General features: G+C 29.2%; 22 protein-coding genes and 1 tRNA gene. 17 read left to right on the forward strand and 6 right to left on the reverse strand.

Annotated elements, in window-relative coordinates; all coding sequences use genetic code 11:
- Complete coding sequence (ruvX, locus tag ACTTBN_RS01945) at positions 1-456, reverse strand: Holliday junction resolvase RuvX (protein ID WP_440680720.1); 456 nt, start codon at positions 454-456, stop codon at positions 1-3.
- A 50-nt stretch (positions 457-506) separates the two neighbouring features.
- Here ruvX and gatC point away from each other — a divergent pair, with 50 nt between their 5' ends.
- Genes gatC through ACTTBN_RS01980 form a run of 7 tightly spaced genes read left to right on the forward strand, consistent with a single transcriptional unit; the run spans position 507 to position 7156 of the window.
- Positions 507-794 (forward strand): Asp-tRNA(Asn)/Glu-tRNA(Gln) amidotransferase subunit GatC, encoded by a 288-nt coding sequence (gene gatC / locus ACTTBN_RS01950; protein ID WP_440680721.1) that lies wholly within the window; start codon positions 507-509, stop codon positions 792-794.
- A complete protein-coding gene (gatA, locus tag ACTTBN_RS01955; protein ID WP_440680722.1) occupies positions 794-2251 on the forward strand; it encodes an Asp-tRNA(Asn)/Glu-tRNA(Gln) amidotransferase subunit GatA in 1458 nt (485 codons plus the stop codon). Before gatC ends, gatA begins: the two co-directional genes overlap by 1 nt.
- Complete coding sequence (gatB, locus tag ACTTBN_RS01960) at positions 2248-3711, forward strand: Asp-tRNA(Asn)/Glu-tRNA(Gln) amidotransferase subunit GatB (protein WP_440680724.1); 1464 nt, start codon at positions 2248-2250, stop codon at positions 3709-3711. Before gatA ends, gatB begins: the two co-directional genes overlap by 4 nt.
- A 4-nt stretch (positions 3712-3715) precedes the next feature.
- Entirely contained in the window at positions 3716-4366 is a 651-nt protein-coding gene (locus ACTTBN_RS01965; RefSeq protein ID WP_440680725.1) for an O-methyltransferase, read from the forward strand.
- On the forward strand, positions 4366-5271 hold the full coding sequence (gene trhO, locus ACTTBN_RS01970; RefSeq protein ID WP_440680726.1) for an oxygen-dependent tRNA uridine(34) hydroxylase TrhO: 906 nt from the start codon (positions 4366-4368) through the stop codon (positions 5269-5271). The genes ACTTBN_RS01965 and trhO overlap by 1 nt, the downstream gene beginning before the upstream one ends.
- A 20-nt stretch (positions 5272-5291) precedes the next feature.
- Positions 5292-6629, forward strand: a complete 1338-nt coding sequence (locus ACTTBN_RS01975; protein WP_440680727.1) for an MATE family efflux transporter — start codon at positions 5292-5294, stop codon at positions 6627-6629.
- Entirely contained in the window at positions 6629-7156 is a 528-nt protein-coding gene (locus tag ACTTBN_RS01980) for a thermonuclease family protein (protein ID WP_440680728.1), read from the forward strand. The genes ACTTBN_RS01975 and ACTTBN_RS01980 overlap by 1 nt, the downstream gene beginning before the upstream one ends.
- Before the next feature lie 3 nt (positions 7157-7159).
- On the opposite strand, the gene ACTTBN_RS01985 is transcribed toward ACTTBN_RS01980, so the two are convergent.
- From ACTTBN_RS01985 to ACTTBN_RS02000, 4 genes are read right to left on the reverse strand one after another with little or no spacing between them, the layout of a single operon-like run.
- Positions 7160-7723, reverse strand: a complete 564-nt coding sequence (locus ACTTBN_RS01985; RefSeq protein WP_440680730.1) for a sarcosine oxidase subunit gamma — start codon at positions 7721-7723, stop codon at positions 7160-7162.
- The gene (locus tag ACTTBN_RS01990) at positions 7716-10721 is read right to left on the reverse strand and encodes a sarcosine oxidase subunit alpha family protein (RefSeq protein ID WP_440680731.1); all 3006 of its coding nucleotides are present in this window, start codon (positions 10719-10721) and stop codon (positions 7716-7718) included. Before ACTTBN_RS01990 ends, ACTTBN_RS01985 begins: the two co-directional genes overlap by 8 nt.
- Positions 10722-10726: 5 nt before the next feature.
- Positions 10727-11002: a sarcosine oxidase subunit delta gene (locus ACTTBN_RS01995; protein ID WP_440680732.1), complete on the reverse strand. Its 276-nt coding sequence runs from the start codon at positions 11000-11002 to the stop codon at positions 10727-10729.
- Positions 11002-12255 carry a sarcosine oxidase subunit beta family protein gene (locus tag ACTTBN_RS02000; RefSeq protein WP_440680733.1) on the reverse strand — a complete coding sequence of 418 codons (1254 nt, stop codon included), beginning with the start codon at positions 12253-12255 and terminating at the stop codon, positions 11002-11004. The genes ACTTBN_RS01995 and ACTTBN_RS02000 overlap by 1 nt, the downstream gene beginning before the upstream one ends.
- 67 nt (positions 12256-12322) lie before the next feature.
- Between ACTTBN_RS02000 and ACTTBN_RS02005 the strand changes: the two genes are divergently transcribed.
- Positions 12323-12414 (forward strand) — tRNA-Ser (locus ACTTBN_RS02005).
- On the opposite strand, the gene ACTTBN_RS02010 is transcribed toward ACTTBN_RS02005, so the two are convergent.
- Positions 12415-14601 (reverse strand): lytic transglycosylase domain-containing protein, encoded by a 2187-nt coding sequence (locus ACTTBN_RS02010; RefSeq protein WP_440680734.1) that lies wholly within the window; start codon positions 14599-14601, stop codon positions 12415-12417.
- A 43-nt stretch (positions 14602-14644) separates the two neighbouring features.
- Between ACTTBN_RS02010 and dapA the strand changes: the two genes are divergently transcribed.
- The 9 genes from dapA to rnc are packed head-to-tail and all read left to right on the forward strand — an operon-like array spanning position 14645 to position 21285.
- Entirely contained in the window at positions 14645-15520 is an 876-nt protein-coding gene (gene dapA, locus ACTTBN_RS02015) for a 4-hydroxy-tetrahydrodipicolinate synthase (protein ID WP_440680735.1), read from the forward strand.
- Positions 15520-15990, forward strand: a complete 471-nt coding sequence (smpB, locus tag ACTTBN_RS02020) for an SsrA-binding protein SmpB (protein ID WP_262589143.1) — start codon at positions 15520-15522, stop codon at positions 15988-15990. The genes dapA and smpB overlap by 1 nt, the downstream gene beginning before the upstream one ends.
- Positions 15956-16474, forward strand: coding sequence for a 2-amino-4-hydroxy-6-hydroxymethyldihydropteridine diphosphokinase (folK, locus tag ACTTBN_RS02025; RefSeq protein WP_440680736.1), 519 nt, complete (start codon positions 15956-15958; stop codon positions 16472-16474). The genes smpB and folK overlap by 35 nt, the downstream gene beginning before the upstream one ends.
- Before the next feature lie 20 nt (positions 16475-16494).
- A complete protein-coding gene (locus ACTTBN_RS02030; protein ID WP_440680737.1) occupies positions 16495-18240 on the forward strand; it encodes a RelA/SpoT family protein in 1746 nt (581 codons plus the stop codon).
- Positions 18197-18784 carry an orotate phosphoribosyltransferase gene (pyrE, locus tag ACTTBN_RS02035; protein WP_440648546.1) on the forward strand — a complete coding sequence of 196 codons (588 nt, stop codon included), beginning with the start codon at positions 18197-18199 and terminating at the stop codon, positions 18782-18784. Before ACTTBN_RS02030 ends, pyrE begins: the two co-directional genes overlap by 44 nt.
- Positions 18781-19500, forward strand: a complete 720-nt coding sequence (locus tag ACTTBN_RS02040) for a pyridoxine 5'-phosphate synthase (RefSeq protein WP_440680738.1) — start codon at positions 18781-18783, stop codon at positions 19498-19500. The genes pyrE and ACTTBN_RS02040 overlap by 4 nt, the downstream gene beginning before the upstream one ends.
- On the forward strand, positions 19500-19883 hold the full coding sequence (gene acpS, locus ACTTBN_RS02045; protein WP_440680739.1) for a holo-ACP synthase: 384 nt from the start codon (positions 19500-19502) through the stop codon (positions 19881-19883). Before ACTTBN_RS02040 ends, acpS begins: the two co-directional genes overlap by 1 nt.
- Positions 19883-20620 (forward strand): signal peptidase I, encoded by a 738-nt coding sequence (gene lepB, locus ACTTBN_RS02050; protein WP_440680740.1) that lies wholly within the window; start codon positions 19883-19885, stop codon positions 20618-20620. Before acpS ends, lepB begins: the two co-directional genes overlap by 1 nt.
- Positions 20620-21285, forward strand: a complete 666-nt coding sequence (rnc, locus tag ACTTBN_RS02055; RefSeq protein WP_440680741.1) for a ribonuclease III — start codon at positions 20620-20622, stop codon at positions 21283-21285. Before lepB ends, rnc begins: the two co-directional genes overlap by 1 nt.

A 21285-nucleotide genomic window follows, 5' to 3' on the forward strand; every position in this document is an offset into this window, starting at 1 on the left:
TTAATTATTTAGATAATCTATTGCTCCCTGAAGAATAAAAGCTGCTGCGTTCTGATCTATATTCTTTTCTCTTTTAGATACATTAACATCTAATTGGCTTGATAAATTAAAAGCCCCAACAGTTGACAATCTCTCATCCCAGAGACACACATCAACATCTATCTCTTTATCTATATTTTTAGATACATCATTGACCGACTGTGCTGAAGAGCCTGAAGATCCATCCATATTTAAAGGATAACCAATGATAATTGCCTTGATGTTATTCTCTTGAATAATGTTTTTTAACTCTTCAATTAATTCATTATTTTTTGATTTATGTATAGTTTTATAAGGGGTAGCAATTAATTGCTTTTCGTCACAAATTGATACACCAATTCTTTTTGAGCCCAAATCTAAACCTATCAAACGACATTTTTCTGACTGTTTTTTTTTAAATTCTTCTATTGTGATCATGTTGTATATTTTAAACTATAGTGATAGTTTGCCTCATATTTAAATATCATATGAGCATTGATCTTAAAACCATAAAGCATATATCTAAATTATCAAGAATTTCAGTAGATGAGAAAAAAGCTGAAAAACTTGCTAGTGATTTGAATTCAATTTTTGAATTCATTGAAAAACTCAATGAACTTAAAACTGAAAATGTTGAACCACTTACATCAGTGGCTGAAATGACTTTAAAATTAAGACCTGATGAAGTTAAAAGTAAAAATTTAAGGGAACAAATAATAAAAAATTCTCCAAAAGATAATGAAGATTATTTTGTTGTACCAAAAGTTATAGAATAATGTCTGATATAACCAAGCAAACACTTTCTGAATTAGTTAATAATATTAAAGAAAAAAAACTTTCTTCTTCAGAAGTTACCCAAGCTTTTGTTGATAGATCAGAAAAATCAAAAGAATTAAACACTTATATTACTGAAGATTATAGTAATGCTTTAGAAAAAGCGAAAAAATTTGATGACAACCCAAAATTGGATTTAAAATTACCAGGAATTCCAATGGCTGTAAAAGATTTATTTTGCACAGCTAACATAAGAACAACAGCGGGTAGCAAAATGTTAAACAATTTTGTACCTACTTATGAGTCTACTGTTACTCAGAATATCTGGAATGAGGGTGCAATTCTTATTGGTAAATTAAATTGCGATGAATTTGCAATGGGATCTTCAAATGAAACAAGTTTTTTTGGCAATGTTCAAAATCCGATTGATAAAAATTTAGTTCCAGGTGGTTCATCTGGTGGTTCATCTTCTGCAGTAGCAGCACAATTAACTCCAATTACAATTGGAACTGATACAGGTGGATCTATTAGACAACCAGCGTCATTTACAGGTACAGTGGGTTTAAAACCAACTTATGGTAGTTGTTCAAGATACGGAATAGTTGCTTTTGCATCTTCTCTTGATCAAGCTGGTCCAATGGCTCAAAATGTTCAAGATTGTGCTTTGTTGCAAGAGGTAATTAGCTCATACGATCAAAAAGACTCAACTTCTATTGATTTTAAAAGAAACCAGTACAGCAAAGAATTAACAAAAGACATTAAAGGAAAAAAAATAGGTATACCAAAAGAATATAGAGTTGATGGAATGCCAAAAGAAATTGATGATCTTTGGCAGAAAGGTATCGAGTATGCTAAAGATTGTGGTGCAGAAATAATTGATATTTCTCTTCCATACACAAATTATGCTTTACCAACTTACTATATAGTGGCACCAGCCGAAGCATCTTCTAATCTTGCAAGATATGATGGTGTTAAATATGGCTTTAGAGCTGATGGAGAAAACCTTATTGATATGTATGAAAAAACTAGATCAGAGGGATTTGGAGCCGAGGTTCAAAGAAGAATAATGATAGGCACATATGTTTTATCTTCAGGTTATTACGATGCATATTATTTGAAAGCACAAAAAGTTAGAAAACTAATTAAAAATGATTTTGATGAAGCGTACAAAAAAGTAGATGCAATATTAACTCCATCAACGCCAAGTTCTGCTTTTAAAATTGGTGAAAAAACAAATGACCCAGTTTCAATGTACTTAAATGATATTTTTACTGTTCCTGTAAATTTAGCAGGTTTACCAGGAATTTCTATTCCAGCTGGTCATGATAGCAAAGGTTACCCTTTAGGTTTACAAATTATTGGAAAAGCATTTGATGAACAAAATATCTTAAACATTGCTTATGCAATGGAAGAAAAAATTAATTTTAAAAATAAAATTACTGATTGGTGGATTAAGTGAGTAAAGAAAAGTCAGAATATTTAATCAATAGAAATGATAATCAATACGAAGTTGTCATTGGTTTAGAGGTTCATGCTCAAGTACTTTCCCAATCAAAGTTATTTTCTACGTCAGCTACTAAATTTGGCGCTGAACCAAACACACAGGTAAGTTTAGTAGACGCTGCTTTTCCTGGTATGCTACCAGTGATAAATGAATTTTGTGTTAAGCAAGCAATTAAAACTGGAATAGGATTAAAAGCTAAAATTAACAAAAGATCAGTATTCGATAGAAAAAATTATTTTTATGCTGATTTACCACAAGGATACCAAATCTCTCAATTTAAGGACCCAATAGTTGGTGAAGGTAAAGTTATTTTAGATATGCCGGATGGTCAAAAAGAGGTTGGTATTGAAAGATTACATTTAGAACAAGATGCAGGTAAAAGTATCCATGATTTAGATCCAAAAAACACCTTTGTTGATTTAAATAGGTCAGGTGTAGCTTTAATGGAAATTGTTAGCAAACCTGATTTAAGATCACCAGAGGAAGTTAATGCTTATATAAAGAAATTAAGATCAATAATGAGATATTTAGGAACTTGTGATGGTAATATGCAGGAAGGATCTTTGAGAGCAGATGTTAATGTTTCTGTGAGAAAAAAAGGAACAAAAGATTTTGGTACTAGATGTGAAATTAAAAACGTTAATTCTATTAAATTCATGCAAATGGCTATTGAATATGAAGCGAATAGACAAGTTGATTTAATTGAAGAAGGAAAATCTGTAGATCAAGAAACAAGACTTTTTGATACTAAAAAAAATGAAACAAGATCTATGAGATCAAAAGAAGATGCTCATGATTATAGATATTTCCCAGATCCAGATTTATTGCCATTAGAAGTTTCTGATCAATTTATCGATCAATTAAAATCAGAAATACCAGAGTTACCCGATGAAAAGAAAAAAAGATTTATAGATCAATTTAAATTAACCCCATATGAAGCAAATATTATGGTTTCAGACATTGAAACCTCAAATTATTTTGAAGATGTTGTTAAAAAATCTGACGTTAAATTAGCAACAAACTGGATCATAGGTGAATTATTTGCTGCACTTAATGAAAAAAATTTAGAAATAACCGATAGTCCAATTAGTGCTGGTAATTTATCAAAATTAATTAATTTAATTAAGGATGGGACAATTTCTGGGAAAATTGCAAAAACTGTTTTTGAACAAATGATGGAAGGGGACAAGGATCCTAAAAAAATTGTTGAAGAAAAAGGTTTAAAACAAGAAAGCGATCCAAAAGCTTTAGAAGCTTTAATTGATAAAGTAATTGATAGCAATAGAGATAAAGCCACTGAATATAAATCAGGTAAAGTTAAATTATTTGGTTTCTTTGTTGGACAAGTAATGAAAGTTTCAGGTGGAAAAGCTAACCCTCAGTTAGTAAATGAGATTTTAAAGAAAAAACTTTAGGTTCATGGGCTCAGACCTAAAAATTAGCACCAAAATTCAAGAATACATTTTAAATAATGGACTAGATCTTCATTCAGTTCAAAAAGAAATTATTTCTTATAATGAGTCATTGGGAGACATTAAAAGGATGCAAATATCTATCTCACAATCTCAATTTTTACACTTAATAGTAAAAACATCTAATGTTAGAAAAATACTAGAGATTGGAACTTTTACTGGCTTAAGTGCTTTGTCAATGTCTCTTGCCTTACCAGAAGACGGTAGAATTATTGCTTTGGACAAAAATCAAGAAACTAACGAAATTGCAATAAAATTTTTTGAAAAAGCAAAACAAGGTCATAAAATTAAAACAATAATTAAACCTGCTTTAGAAAGTTTGAATGAAATAAAAGAAAATGATTTTGATTTAATTTTTATTGATGCTGATAAGAAAAATTATAAAGAATATTACGAAAAATCTTTAATATTATTAAAGAAAAATGGCTTAATTATAATTGATAATGTTCTGTGGTATGGTCAAGTTGTCGATGAAAATAGTGATGATAAAATCACTTTAACTATTAAAGATTTTAATAATTATGTTTCTAAAGATAAAAGAGTTGAAAAAATTATAGTTCCATTAGGTGATGGTATGACAGTTTGTAGAAAATTATAATGTTTGATGTTTTTGGATTTTATAAGTTTATTAAAATTTCTTATTTAAAGAAAAATCAAAAAATACTTCAAAATCAATTATTGAATAAAAACATACGTGGAACAATTATCATTTCCAATGAAGGGTTAAATGGAACAATTTCTGGAAAGAATAAAGATATTAAACTAATCAAGGATTATTTACACAAATTATTTAAATTTGAAAAATTTGATAGTATTAATAATTCAAAAAGCACTTTTCAGCCGTTTCATAAACCAAAAGTAAAAATTAAAAAAGAAGTGGTTCCAATGAATTTAAGTTTAAAAAAGAGAATTAAAAAAAAAGATAGTCACGTTAACCCTCAAAAGTGGAACTCATTAATTAAAGATAAAAAAACAGTTTTAATTGATGCGAGAAAACCTTTTGAATATAAAGTTGGAACTTTTAAAGGTTCAATTAATCCAGATGTAGATAACTTTCGAGATTTTCCAAAATATCTTAAAAAATTAAAAAAAAATCAACCTATTGCCATGTTTTGTACTGGAGGTATTAGGTGTGAAAAAGCGTCAGTCTTTTTGGAAAATAAAGGCTACAATAATGTCTACCAATTAAAGGGTGGTATTTTAAACTATTTAAAAAAAATAGACCCAAAAAAAAGTTTATGGAAAGGTGAGTGCTTCGTCTTTGACAACAGAATTAGTTTAAAGCATGGTTTGAAAATAGGTTCTTACTCAATGTGTAGTGGTTGTAGAAAACCTATTTCTCCAAAAGATAAAAAATCTAAAAAATATGAAGAAGGTGTTTCTTGTCCAAATTGTCACGATAATTTAACAAATGATCAAAAATCAAGATTTAGAATGAGACAAAAACAAATTAACCTTGCCAAAAAAACTGGAAAAAGTCATATCTTTCAAAAAGAATATTAAAATATTTTTAGTTTAAAGAAATGAATTTATTAAAAGATGACGTCTCTCAACTTATAAAAAAACTTGCAATACCAGCAAGTGTTGGGACATTATTTCAAACATTATACACTTTAGTTGATACTTTTTATGCTGGGAAAATTTCACCTGAAGCTTTATCTGCATTAAGTAAATCCTTTCCAATCTACTTTCTAATTATTGCCACGTCTATTGGTGTCACTGTTGCTGGAACTTCATTAATTGGTAGTAGTATTGGGGAAAAAAATGAAAAAAATGTATTAGGTTATTTTACAAATATCATTCTTTATTCAGTAATAATTTCAATAATTGTATCAATAATTGGCTTTAGTTTTTCTGAAAAATTATTTTTAACCATGAATTCATCGAGAGAGGTAATTACTCTTGGCCTTGAGTATACTAATGTAATATTTTATGGAACTATTCTCTTTATTCTGGTTGTTGCTTTAAATTCATTTCTTCATGCTGAGGGAGATACAGTTACATATAGAAATGCTCTTATATTATCTTTTTTTTTAAACATTTTATTAAATCCAATATTTATATTTGGATTTTTATTTGTCCCAGCTTTTGGTGTTGCGGGTATAGGTTATGCAACTTTGATTGCCCAATTTCTTTCTCTAATAATCGTTTTAATTAAATTGTTAAAAAATAAACGTATTAAAGAGATCAATATTCAAAATTTTAAGATTAAAATTTTCTACATTAAAAACATTTTCTTCCAATCAATGCCAATCACAATAGCTATTCTTGGTTATTCAATTGCTGCAACGATTGTATTTACTTATGTTGCATTTACAGGAGAATATGCTGTAGCTGGTTATGGAGCAGCAACAAGGATAGAGCAGGTTGTCTTACTGCCTGTATTAGGGATAAATACAGCAATAATATCAATTATTGCACAGAATATAGGTGCAAAATATTATGATAGAGTAAAGCAATCTTATTTTAAATCAGTAAAATACGGCTTGATTATAATGTTAGCGTCTGGAGTATTGGTATTTGTAACTGCAGATTTAATGCCAAAATTTTTCTCATCTAACACGGAAGTTATTGAATATGGGTCAATGTATTTAAAAATTTCTGCATTTATCTTACCAGCATACCCAATTTTTTTTCTATCAAATGGTTTCTTTATGGCTTTAAAAAAATCTGAGAAAGCAATGATTAACAATATATTAAGGAACGTTTTGGTTCCATTTTTATCTTATTATATAGCACGTTCTATTGATGCAGACTTTAAAACTTTCTTTTATATCTGGGCAATATTGCAATGGTTAATATCAATCTTACTTTTCTTTTATGTTAAATATTATATTAACAATAAATTAACTACCGGTTAATGTTTTATACAAAAAAGAAATTAATAATTTTGATAATTATTTCATCTATATTTTTTATACTTACATATAACGATGTAAGATCTGAAAATATAAATAAAATCTCAGGTTTTGCTAAAGTTGTTGATGGAGATACAATCAAGATTAATTCAAAAAAAATTCGATTATACGGTATTGATGCACCTGAAAAAAAACAAAAATGTAAAAAAACTTATTTAACAATATCTTTTATGTCTTTTACTAAAGATTATATGTGTGGAGCAGTATCTGCTCAAAAGTTAATTAAAAAGATTAATAATCAAAAATTGAATTGTGATATTATAGACGTTGATAGGTATAAAAGGTTAATTGGCGAGTGTTTTAAAAGAAATATAAATTTAAATTCTTGGATGGTTTCAAATGGTTATGCAGTAGCATATAGAAAGTATTCTAAAAAATATGTTTCAGATGAAATTAATGCCAAAAATAACAAATTAGGTATTTGGCAAGGTAAATTTGAAATGCCATGGGATTATAGGCGTAAAAATTAGTCTTTATAATCTTGAAGAGCTATCTTCCATCCATTCCCAAAGGTGTTTAGCAAATGATCTTCTAACAAATAAATTAACAATATTTTTGTCCTTATTGTGAATAATAACATCTATATGATTTAGCAAAGTTTGAGTTGTTGACCCTTTTTTTTCACTAAATAAGTTAAAATTAAAAGGACATCCTGAGGAAAAAAGTTCATATATTTTTTCACCTTTTATCTCTAATTGAACAAATTGGTCAGTTACATCAGTTACTGCTCCCAATGATGTTTTTGAAATATTGTTAAATAATATATCATTTAATTGGTATGTATTGGTTTCTTTGCTAGTAGTCTCATTTGATACAATCATCCATTCATCTGGACTTAACCATATCGCAGTAAGTTTATCACTAGATGAGGATGTATTTGCTTCTGTTGGCAAAATCATATTTAAACTTTTTCCTACATTTGTAAAAAATTCTCTTGTTTTGCCTCTTAAATTTAATTTCATTATTGGTGCAATTTCTTTTACAGAAACACCGTTGTTATTAATTTCACTATTTGTTACTTGATTATAACTAAGCATTTAATCTTTCATTAGTTTGATCAAAAAATACTGGATTTGAAACAGTTACATTAATTGTTTTATCTTCCATAGGGATAAATAGTTTTTTACCCATCATATCTTTCCCACCTCTTACAACTGCTAGGGCTATAGATTTATTTAAATTAGGGCTAAAGTAACTCGATGTAACATGACCAAGCATTTCAACAGGACTTTTATTTAGTTCAGAAACAATTTGTGCACCTTCTTCTAATACAACATTGGGGTCATCAGTTAACAATCCCACTAGTTGTTTTCTGTCTTCTCTCATAGTGTCTGACCTATAAAGAGATCTTTTGCCAATAAAATCATATTTCTTTTTACTAACAATCCAATCCATCTGTAAATCTATTGGTGTCATTGTTCCATCTGTATCTTGGCCAACAATAATAAAACCTTTTTCAGCTCTTAATAAGTGCATCGTTTCTGTACCATAAGGAGTAATATTAAATTCTTTACCAGCCTCTATACATTTCTCCCATAGATCTTTTCCATAACTTGCTTGTACATTTATTTCAAAACTTTGCTCACCTGTGAAACTTATTCTCATAATTCTACAAACAATGCTTCCAATTTTTGCTTCTTTAAAAGACATGTGAGGAAAATTTTCATCAGATAAATCTAAATCTGGAATAATTTTTTTAAGAATTTTTTTACTATTAGGGCCACACAAACTTGCTGTAGCAAATTGATCTGTAACTGAAGTTAAATATACATCTAATTCTGGCCATTCAGTTTGAAGGTAATCTTCTAACTTTCCAAGAACATTTGCTGCACCACCAGTTGTTGTTGTCATTAGATAGTGATTTTCGCCTAATCTTGTAGTAACACCATCGTCATATACCATACCATCTTCATTTAACATTAAACCATATCTACATTTGCCAATACCAAGTTTAGACCAGGCATTTGTATAAACTCTATTTAAAAACTCTGAGGCATCACTTCCTTGTATATCAATTTTACCAAGTGTGGACGCATCCAATATTCCTGAACTTTCTCTTGCAGCTTTGCTTTCTCTTTGAACTGCTTGGTGCATAGTTTCACCATTAATAGGGTAGTACCAAGCTCTTTTCCACTGACCAACATTTTCAAATTCTGCTTTTTGTTCAACATGCCAATCATTCATAGGTGTTCTTCGAAAAATATCAAAAAACTTACCCACATTACGTCCTACAATTGTTCCAAATGTTAATGGAGTATATGGAGGTCTAAAAGTAGTCGTTCCAAGTTCTCCCATCTTAACACCTGCTGTATCTGCTATTATTCCCAATGCATGCATATTTCCTAATTTTCCTTGATCAGTTCCCATTCCAGTTGTTGTATATCTTTTGACATGTTCAATAGATCTAAAACCTTCTCTTAGTGCTAATTTTATATCCTTTGCAGTAGCATCATTTTGATAATCAACAAAAGGCTTAGTTTTGCCCAAAGGCTTATCAGATGGTAATAGCCATATGTTCCTTTTTGAAATCTCTTGGTTGTTATTAACAGTAATATTTTCAAAATCTGTTTGAGTTATATCTAAAAAATCTTTTAATTTTTTATTTAAGTTTGCAAGTATTTCATCAAGCTTAAAATCACCACAACAAGATCCAACACTTATTTGATCTGAATTATTTTTATTAGGAATAAATATTTTTTTATCTTCATCAAAAGTAAGTTTGCTTCCTGACTGAGTATATAAGTGAACAGCTGGTGTCCATCCACCAGCAACTCCCAAACAATCACAAGAAATGGAAATTTTATTTCCAGTAACTGAAGTTCCATCATTTGATAGTTTCATTATTGAAACATTACTTAATCTTTTATAACCAGAAGTATCAACAACTGTATGTTCCCAGTATATTTTTATACCTGCATCAATAACTCTTTTTTCTAAATTAGTTTCAGATTGTTTTCTAATATCAACTACTGCTTCAACTTTTATACCTTTGTCGTTTAATGAAAGTGCACTTTCATATGCACTGTCATTATTTGTAAAAAATACAATCTTCCTACCACAGGCTACACCATAAAAATCACTATATTTTTTTATTGCAGAAGATAGCATTATTCCAGGTCTATCATTATTATTAAATACCATTGGTCTTTCCAAAGCACCTGTTGCCAAAATTACCTTCTTTGCTCTTATTTTAAGCAACCTTTGTCTAATTTTATTTGTCTTATTTTTTTTTTCTAAATGATCTGTTAAGTTCTCTCTTGCTAGCAAATAATTATATTGATGGTAGGCAGCAACACTTGTTCTAGTTTTTATTTCTAAATTTTTAATATTTTTAAGTTCTTCAATTTCTTTTTTTAACCATTCAGATGAAATTTTGTTATCAATTTTATTACCTTCATTGTTTTCAAAAATAGTTGATCCTCCCAATTCACTTTTTTCATCTAAAAGTAAAGTTTTATAGTTATTCTTTGCAGCATTTTTCGCTGCTAAAATTCCAGATATGCCTGCGCCAACTACAAGAACATCACAATGAATATTTCTGTGATCGTAAATGTCAGGATCGTTTGATGTTGGTGATTTCCCCAGTCCTGCTGAGTGTCTTATAAAGTATTCATATTTTTCCCAGAAGCTTGCAGGCCACATAAATGTTTTGTAATAAAATCCCGCAGGAAGTAGGGGTGATAAAAAATTATTTATTCCACCAATATCAAAGTTTACACTTGGCCAGCAATTTTGACTTGATGCCTCCATTCCTTCATATATTTCAACTTCAGTTGCCCTAACATTTGGTTCTGTTCTATTAGTATTTGGATTAATTTGAACAATTGCATTAGGCTCCTCAGAACCTGATGTCATTATGCCTCTTGGTCTATGGTATTTAAAACTCCTACCTACTAAATGAACATTATTTGCCAATAATGCTGAAGCAAGTGTATCTCCTTTAAATCCATAATAAGTAGTACCGTTAAATTTAAATGAAACTCTTGTTGTTTCATCAATATATTGGCTAGATTTAACTCTTAAATTTTCAGGCATTTGTTTTATGTTGAAGGGGGTTTTTCTCCCATTTTATAGATTGCTTTTATCTCATCATTCGAAGTGTCTCTAACCATATTAAACCATTTACGACAACCATGAGCATGGTTCCATCTTTCATACTGAACACCTTTAATATTTTTTCTCATAAATAAATATTCTGCCCATTCATCATCACTAAGTTCTGTTGGTTGTTTTGGTCTTTCAATATGAGCTTCACCACCAGCTTTAAATTCTTGCTGATCTCTCTCACCACAATATGGACAATTAATAACAAACATTAGTGAGCAACTGCTGCAGCGCCATGTTCATCAACAAGGTCTCCACTTACAAATCTATTTAAATTAAATGCTGCGTTGAGTTTGTGTGGCTCATCATTAGCAATGGTGTGTGCAAATAAATCTCCTGATCCAGGTGTAGCTTTAAAACCCCCTGTACCCCAACCACAATTAAAATAAAGTCCTTTGATAGAAGTTTTACTTAATATTGGACTTGCATCAGGACAAATGTCTACTATTCCTCCCCATTGTCTTAGCATTCTCATTCTGCTGAAAATTGGATACAATTCTAAAATAGCATTTAGAGTTCCCTCGACTATTTGATGACTCCCTTTCTGAGTGTATGAAACATAATCATCTGTTCCAGCGCCAATAACTAATTCACCTTTATCAGATTGACTTACATAAGCGTGTACAGCGTTTGACATAACAACTGTATCTATAATTGGTTTCACAGGTTCTGATACTAGTGCTTGAAGAGGTTTGCTCTCTAGAGGAAGTCTTATTCCAGCCATATTAGCAATCACACTTGAATGTCCAGCTGCCACAACTCCAATTTTTTTTGTTTTAATAAATCCTTTTGTTGTTTCTATACCTTCAACACTATCACCATTTCTTTTTATACCTTTTACTTCACAATTTTGAATTATATCAACACCCATTTCATCAGCACCTCTAGCATAACCCCAGGCAACAGCATCATGTCTTGCTGTACCAGCTCTTCTTTGTAATGTACCACCAAGTACTGGATATCTTATATCTTGAGATGTATTTATAATTGGACAAAACTTTTTAACTTCTTCTGTACTCAAGTAAACGGCATCAATACCATTTAGTCTATTTGCGTGTGTTCTTCTTTTTAAATCTCTTACATCTTGCAAATTGTGAGCAAGATTCATTACACCTCTTTGACTAAACATTACATTGTAGTTTAACTCTTGAGATAATCCTTCCCAAATTTTTAGCGCGTGATCATAAAGTCCAGCACTAGCGTCCCATAAATAATTTGATCTGATAATTGTAGTGTTACGACCAGTGTTTCCTCCACCAATCCATCCTTTTTCAACAACAGCAATATTTTTCATATTGTGTTTTTTTGCTAAATAGTATGCTGTAGCAAGACCATGACCACCTCCACCAACTATTACAGCATCATACTCTTTTTTTGGAGCAGGGTCTTTCCATGCTCTTTGCCAATTCTCATGATATGAAAGAGCGTTTTTGATTAATGAAAATATTGAGTATTTATTTCCCATAATAATTGAATAATTACTTTATAAATATTGAATTTTCAATAAAATCACTTATTACACAATGTCATATGGAGAGATGGGTGAGAGGCTGAAACCAGTCGTTTGCTAAATGACCGTGCGAGGAAACTTGTACCGAGGGTTCGAATCCCTCTCTCTCCGCCACTAATATAAAGGCTGATCTTTAAAAAAATCTTTCATTACTATTGGATTTTGTTCCAGTACATATCTGTACACATTATAATTTTCCAATACACGCTGAACATAGTTTCTAGTTTCTCTAAATTTAATTAGCTCAACCCAATCAACATAATTTATTTGTTTTTTTTGTGGATCCTTATTTAATTTTTTCCAATATTTAACTCTATTTGGACCAGCATTGTACGCAGCAATTGCAAATGGATAAGCACCATCATATTGCTGAATTAAACCAGCAATATAATGAGACCCTAAATTTATATTGTATTCTGGATCGGTTGTTAATCGAGATTTTGCATAAGGAAGCTTTGCTTGTTTTGCAACTATTTTTGCTGTGTAAGGCATTAATTGCATTAAACCTTTTGCACCCGCATGACTATTTGCTTTTAAATCAAATTCACTTTCTTGTCTTATAATTGATAAAATTAATGCACTTTCAGGAATCTTTCTTCCATTAATATATTTAGGTGTGCTTATTAATGGATAATTGTACTTGTTATGAAATCTTTTTTGATAAGAAGCAATTTTTGATACTTGTATTGCAAAATCATATCTACTGATACTTGTAGCAAGTTCAGCTGCTAAAAGTTCACTGCCTTCAGAAACGTTATCATTAGCAAGATGTCTTAAGATAAATTTTGTATACTTGTCTTTATCTAACTCATTTAAAAGATATGTGATTTTTACTAATTCTTTATTAAAAAAAGCTTTTCTATATTCATCGTCAACCAACATTGTTTTATCAAGTTCAAATTTTCCATTAGGATTAATTTTTAAAAATGCTAGTTGTCCGTAATATGTAGTTAAATATTTTGTAGCTTCTTTATACCATTTTTCCGATTGATCTTTGTCTTTTAGTTTTTCATATGATCTACCTAACCAGTATGCGCCCCTAGAAACACTTATTGGATAATTAACATTATCAAAAAAATTTTTAAAATGATCTTTAGCAAGAAGTGGATCATTTAAAAAACTTAATGCTATCCAACCACTCATCCATTCTGCCTCTGCAAATTCAGACCCTTCAGACATTCCGTGATTGCTACTAATTTTATAAGCTAGTTCATATTGTTTTTTATAAATTAACTTTCGAGAAATGATTTCTCTTTCTTTCCACCATTTATCAGGTCTAACTAAATAATCTTTATCATTTCTTATCTTGAGCAATATTTCAGTAGAAGACTCCAATCGTCCTTTTTTTCTCCTCCACTTTAAACGATCATAGTTTAATCCAGCATCATTTTTAAATTTATTTGGAACATTTTTGATTGCTTGATCTACCCCGTATCCCTTGGTCATCAAAATATGTCTTGCTGTATAGAGCAATTCATAGTCTTTAGGTAAATATCTAATTAATCTTTTTAAATCCCAATGATCACTATTCCATGCTAGATGATCAGCTCTTTTTATATAGTCATTTGCATCAAGATATTTTTTGTATTTTTTTCTGAAAAACCTTAACTCACTTTTCGATAAATCTGCAGAAATCCATCCTTTTTTAATTAGAGCAACACCTTTTGCTTTGTCGCCAGATAAAATATGACTTTCACCTAAAATCATTTTACCATATCCACTTAAAGGTTCATTTTTTGAAAACCAATTGATTATTTTTCTTGGAGAAACTTTTTCTGTGGAAAGTTTGTGCTCAGCCAAATATCTCAATCTATCTATTCTTGGATAATCTGAATTTTCCTCTATAAAAACTTGGTAATCAAAAAAGGATTCTTGATTACCTGTTGTTAATAAATGTCTCCACTTTATAAAATTATATATAGATCTATCCTTAGCTTTTTTTGAGATTTTAATTGCTGATTTCCACTGGCCTTTTTGCATCTCCCCAATAGCTTTTTTTGCAATCCTAAAATCTTTTTTATTATAAAATTTAGAAATTTTTGCTGTTCCTGAATTGATTAATCCGCTAATAACTGGTTTTTTTTTAGGTAAAAGAAAACTAAGTTTGGTTTCTTTTTTAGGTATCTTTTTCTCAACTTTAACTTTTGAAGGTTTTTTTAGAGGTTTGATTGTGTTTAATATTATTTTTTTATTTAATTCCTCAGAGGATAGCGATGGTTTTTTTAAAGGTACAATCTGTGCCCAACTGAAATTAAAGCTAATCAAGGAAGTTATTATTAAAAATAATAATTTTTTAATCATAATCTTTTGGTATATGAATCTTTAAACTATGTTATAAGTATTTATGTTTAAAGGATCAAATGTTGCTTTAATTACGCCGTTTAAAAACAATCTCTTAGATGAGGAAGCGTATATTAAATTAATACATTTTCATATTGAAAATGGAACTAGTGGGCTTGTACCTGCTGGTACAACAGGAGAATCCCCAACATTAAGTCATGATGAACATCAAAAAGTAATTGATCTCTGCATAAAAGAAAGTAATGGAAAAATTCCAGTTATAGCTGGTACAGGTTCAAATTCTACTGAGGAAGCTATTTCTTTAACTTCACACGCTGAAAAGGCAGGTGCAAATGGTGCTCTAATCGTAACACCTTATTATAATAAACCTACTCAAGAAGGTTTGTACCAGCACTATAAAGCTATAAATGACAAATGTGGAATACCAATAATAATTTATAATATTCCAGGTAGATCAGTTATTGATATGAATGTTGATACAATGGCAAGACTGTTCGAGTTAAAAAATATAGTTGGTGTAAAAGATGCCACTGGAGATTTGGACAGGGTTGATCAACAGTTATCAAAAATGGGTAAAGAATTTATTCAATTGACTGGTAATGATGACAATGCGCTAGAATTTAATAAAAGAGGTGGAGTAGGCGCAATAAGTGTAACAGCAAACATAGCACCAAAACTTTGTTCAGATTTTCAAAAATTTTCTAAATCTGAAAATGATATTAGTGAAGCTGAAAAATTAGATAAAATTTTACAGCCAATTCATCATTCAATGTTTGTTGAAAGCAATCCTAGTCCAGTAAAATACGCTGCTAAATTATTAAATCTGTGCGAAGATGATGTTAGATTACCTCTGGTAAAAGTTACTGAACAAACTAAGGAAATTGTTAAAAAATCTCTTCAGTCAGCAAAATTGATTTAATGAACAAAAAAACCAATTCTGGTTTAAAAATAATTTGTTTAAATAGAAAAGCTAGTTTTAATTATTTTTTTGAGGATATTTTAGAAGCAGGAATTGTTCTTAAAGGTTCTGAAATTAAATCAGTAAGAGATGGAAAAGTTAATATAGCAGACTCTTATGCAGTTGAAAAAAAAGGAGAAATAATTTTAATTAATTCTCACATTTCACCTTACAAACAAGCAAGTTATTCCAATCATAACCCAACCGATGAAAGAAAGTTACTGCTTAATAAAAGAGAAATAAATAAATTAATTGGAAAAATGCAAAGAGATGGATTTACTATTGTTCCAACAAAAATGTATTTTAAAAAAGGGAAGGCCAAAATTGAATTAGCAGTTGCTAAAGGAAAGAAGCAATACGATAAAAGAGCAACAAAAAAAAGTAGGGACTGGAACCGTGAAAAGGCGAGATATATTAGAAAATCAAGCTAAAATTGTTTACTTAGGTATTGGCTCTAATTTAGGAGATAGAAAAAAAAATATAGAAATTGCAAAATCTCACTTAAGCGAAAATAATCTGGATTTTTTATCTATCTCAAGTTTTTATGAAACACTTTCATGGCCAGACCCCAAAAAACCTAAATTTTTAAACATAGTTATTAAGGCAAAATTTTATCATGATCCAGAAAGTCTCCTTAAAATATGTAAGAAAATTGAAATTTTATTAGGAAGAAAAAAGAGTAAAAAAAATGATCCTCGTGTTTGTGATATTGACATAATCGACTTTCATAAAAAGGTTTTAAAAATAAAAAACAAATTAACTTTGCCCCATAAGCTTATGCACAAAAGAAATTTTGTACTTATCCCTTTTTTTGAAATTCAAAAAAAATGGCATCATCCAATTATTAAAAAAGATATTAAAAGCTTGATTTCTTCACTCCCTGAAGCAGACATTAGGTCTATTAAACAAATTTAAATTAATGTTATAATAAAGTTATGCTGAATTCTAATGAACTAATTAATAAAGTTAAAAATTATAATAAATTTTTAAATCCTGAAAAATTAGATAAAGCTTATAATTTTGCTGTAAAGGCCCATAAGAGTCAAAAGAGAGCTTCTGGTGATCCTTACTCTGTACATCCAATTGAAGTTGCAAATATTTTAACAGAGTTAAAATTAGACAGTGCCACAATTGCTACTGGGTTGTTACATGATACTATTGAAGATACCTTTGCAACCTACGAAACAATAAAAGCTGAATTTGGTGATGAGGTTGCTGATCTTGTAGATGGTGTTACTAAAATATCTGTTTTTGAAAATACAGCTGGATCAAATTCTAAAGTAGAAAACTTTAGAAAATTAATTTTAGCAACATCAAAAGATATTAGAGTTTTGTTAGTAAAAATTGCAGACAGATTACATAACATGAGAACGATTAAAGCAATTACGAAAGAAGTAAAAAGAAAAAGGATTGCTCAAGAAACAATGGAAATTTATGCTCCATTGGCAGACAGGATGGGTATGCATAGAATACGTGATGAACTTGAAGATTTGTCATTTGAAATATTAAATTTTGATGCAAGAAAATTAATAAAAAAAAGACTTGATGAAATAAAATTAGATAAAAAAGATATTTTTGAAGAACAATCATATGAACTTAGCGAAATATTGAATGATCATGAAATTAATGCTGAAATATATGGAAGAGAAAAAACTCCATTTTCAATATGGAGAAAAGTTCAAAAAAAAAGAGTTTCTTTAGAACAGATAACTGACATCATTGGCTTTAGAATTATATTAAATACTATTGATGATTGTTATAAAACCCTTGGTATATTTCATAAGAAGTGGAACTGTATTCCTGGCAAATTTAAAGACTATATCTCTTCGCCTAAAATAAATGGATATAAGTCAATTCACACCTCAGTTATTGGTTCAAATAAAAAGCCTATAGAGATTCAAATTAGAACAAAAGAAATGCATGACTTTGCACAAAGAGGTGTTGCATCGCATTGGCAATATAAATCTTCTGAAAAATTTAATTCATTAAGTTGGAAAGAGTATGATTGGTTAAAAGATTTGGTAGAGATTATTGAAAAAAATGAAAATCCTGAGGACTCGTATGAGTACACAAAGCTTCAAATGTTTCAGGAAAATGTCTTTTGCTTCACACCAAAAGGATCTGTAATTAAATTACCAAAAGATGCAACAGCAATTGATTTTGCTTATGCTGTTCACACTAAAATTGGTAATTCTGCAATTGGATGTGAAGTAAATGGAAATAACAGTGAATTGCAATCAATATTAAGAAATGGTGATAGGGTTAATATTCTTACATCTAAAAATAGCTCACCATCATTACATTGGATACCTACTACCAAAACAGGTAAAGCAAGAGCTGCTATTAGAAGATATTGGCATGATAAAGGTGAGCAAAAAGAGGAAAAAACAAAAAAATATAACACTACACTGTGGATTTCATTACCCGACAAACCTGGACAACTTGGTGATATAAGTTCATTAATTGGAAGTCATAAACTTAACATTTCTAATTTAGAGATGGCAGGTAAAAATCCAAACTACATTAATTTTAAATTCAGATTAATAATTAGAAATCTTAAAAATTTTACAAATTTTATTGCAGAGCTAAAGCAAAAAGGTATAAAATTTAAGATAATTAGACACGAAGAAAAAAGAAATGCTTTCACTCAAAAAATCCTTAAATATTTTAAAAAAGACTGATGCGTTATTAGAAGGACATTTTGTTTTATCCTCAGGACTACACTCTCCAAAATATATTCAATGTGCTAAACTTTTAAGCTTTCCTAATTTAGCTGACAAAATTTGCAAATCATTAGCAAATAAAATTAAAAAAAATTTTAAAAAAATAGATTTAATACTTGCTCCGGCAATGGGTGGCGTGATCATAGGTTATGAAATTGGTAAAATTTTAAAAAAAGAAACAATTTTTTGCGAAAGGGTGAATGGAAAATTCACTCTCAGAAGAGGCTTTAGTATAAAAAAGGGAGCAAGGGTTTTAATTATAGAAGATGTGATTACAACTGGTAAATCCAGTTTGGAATGTGTGAAACTTATAAAAAAATCAAATGCAAAACTTGTTGGATTTGCCTCTATAATTGATAGATCAACAAAAAAATCTTTGAAAATAAAAAATAAAATTGTTTCTCATTTAAAAATAGATGTGCCTAGCTATAACCTTAAAAATATACCTAAATCTCTAAAATCAATTCCAATTACCACTCCAGGAAGTAGATTTATTAAGTGAAAAGACTAGGTGTAAATATAGATCATATTGCAACACTGCGTAATGCACGTGGTGAAAAACACCCGAATCCTGTTTTTGCAGCAAAAAAAGTAATAAAATTGGGTGCAGACTCAGTAACTATTCATTTGAGAGAAGATAGAAGGCACATAAATGATTTAGATACCAAAGAGATTTGTGCTTTAAATAAAGTGTTAGTGAATCTCGAAGTATCAATGAATAGTGAAATAATTAAAAAAGCTTTAAGATATAAACCAAATTACATTTGTATTGTTCCAGAAAACAGAAAAGAAATAACTACAGAAGGTGGTTTAAATCTAAAAGATAATTATAAAAAATTAAAAGACATAATTTCTAAGTTTAAAAGGTCGAATATTAGAACCAGTTTATTTATCAACCCCAATTTAAATGATATTAAACTTTCAAAAAAATTAAATGTGGATTGTGTTGAAATTCACACCGGAAAACTAGCTAATTATGTTAAGTCGCATAAAAATTTTTCAAGCGAATTAAATAGAATTAAAAAAAGCTCAAAACTTGCATCTAAACTAGATATAGAAGTACATGCAGGTCATGGTTTGGATTACAAAACGACTAAAATTTTAACAAAAATTAAAGAAATCGAGGAATTCAACATAGGACATTTTATTATTGGAGAATCGATATTTTATGGTCTACCCAAAGTAATTAAAGATTTTAAAAAAATTATTAAAAATTAATGAAAATTTTAGGTATTGGAGTGGATATTATTGAAAATAAGAGAATTAAAGAAGCTATAAAAAATAAATCTTTTATTAATCGAGTTTATAGTGTGAGAGAACAAAGACAATCAAACTTAATAAAGAATAAAGTATCCTTTTTTTCAAAAAGATTTGCAGCAAAAGAAGCATTTGCAAAAGCTTTGGGTACCGGATTTAGAATGAAACTGAACTTTAAGGATATAGAAGTAGTTAACGATAAAATGGGTAAACCAAATTATGTTACAAACAAAAAAATCACCAAAATAATCCAAAATAAATTTAAAATTAAAAAATATAATTGTTTTCTATCCATTTCCGATGAAAAAAAATATTCAACAGCATTTGCTATTATTCAATCATAATGAAATTAGATAAAAACTTTTTTTCAGAAAATATAAAAACTTTATTTTATGCTTTGATAATTGCAGTAATAATTAGATCACTTTTAGTGCAACCTTTTTATATACCTTCTTCTTCGATGGAACCCACATTGCTGGTAGGTGACAGATTATTTGTTACGAAATATTCATATGGGTATAGCAAACATTCTTTCCCTTTTAGTCCGCCAATACTTAGTAAAAGAATAATGTTTAAAAGTCCTGAAAGAGGGGATGTAATTGTATTTAAAACACCAGCAGACAATAGAACAGATTATATAAAACGTTTAATTGGGCTACCAGGAGATAAAATCCAGTTTATTGATGCCAATCTATATTTAAATAGTAGCGAAATACTTAAATCTAAAATTCCACTTAAAACTAAAATTTACTGTGGCGATAGCACAATAGATGTTTTAAAGTTTGAGGAAAAATTACCTAATGGTAAAAAATTTCATACAGTTTATTTAAAAAATTATACCTATCAAAACTCAGATGTTTTTACAGTTCCAGATGATCATTATTTCTTTTTAGGTGATAATAGAGACTGTTCTAAAGATAGCAGATTTCTTTCAAGTGTTGGTTATGTTCATAAAGATAACTTGGTTGGTAAGGCTCAATTTATTTTTTTCTCATCTGATAAAAAAATAGGAAGTTTTATTGAATTTTGGAAATGGCATAAATCTATAAGATTTAAAAGAACCTTTAATGTTATTAATTAATGAAAATAAAGTATCAAGAACTAGAAAAAAAAATAAATATAGTTTTTAAAAACAAAAATTTATTAGACCAATCTCTTACTCATAAAAGTTTTAATTCTTCTAAAAATAATGAGAAAATTGAATTTTTAGGTGATCGTGTACTAGGACTTGTTATGGCTAAAAAATTATTAGAAATTTATCCTAACGAAAAAGAGGGAATACTTGATAAGAAATTTGCTTCACTTGTTAATAAAAAATCTTGTCTTGAAATTGCAAAATCAATTAATTTAGAAAAATATATAAAAACTTTTAATCCAAGAAATAAAAAAATAAAAATTGAAGATAAAATTATTGCAGATAGTTGTGAAGCTTTAATAGGAGCAATTTATCTCGATAAAGGTTTTAATATTGTTGAAAAATTTATTTTAAAGCAGTGGGAAGCAAAAATTAGTGATAGCGTTGTTACCGAAATTGACGCCAAAACCAAGTTACAAGAACAAACATTAAAAAAATTTAAAAGTCTTCCTAAATACAAATTAATCTCAAACACTGGACCAAGACACAAACCTGTATTTAAAGTAGGAGTAAAATTACCTAATACAAAATACTTTATTGGCATTGGCAATTCCAAAAAAAATGCCGAACAAAGTGCTGCCACAGAGTGTTTAAATAGTTTCAATAAATAA

The organism is Candidatus Pelagibacter sp. HIMB1623, from assembly GCF_052047695.1.
In the GTDB taxonomy this organism is placed as follows: Bacteria; Pseudomonadota; Alphaproteobacteria; order Pelagibacterales; family Pelagibacteraceae; genus Pelagibacter.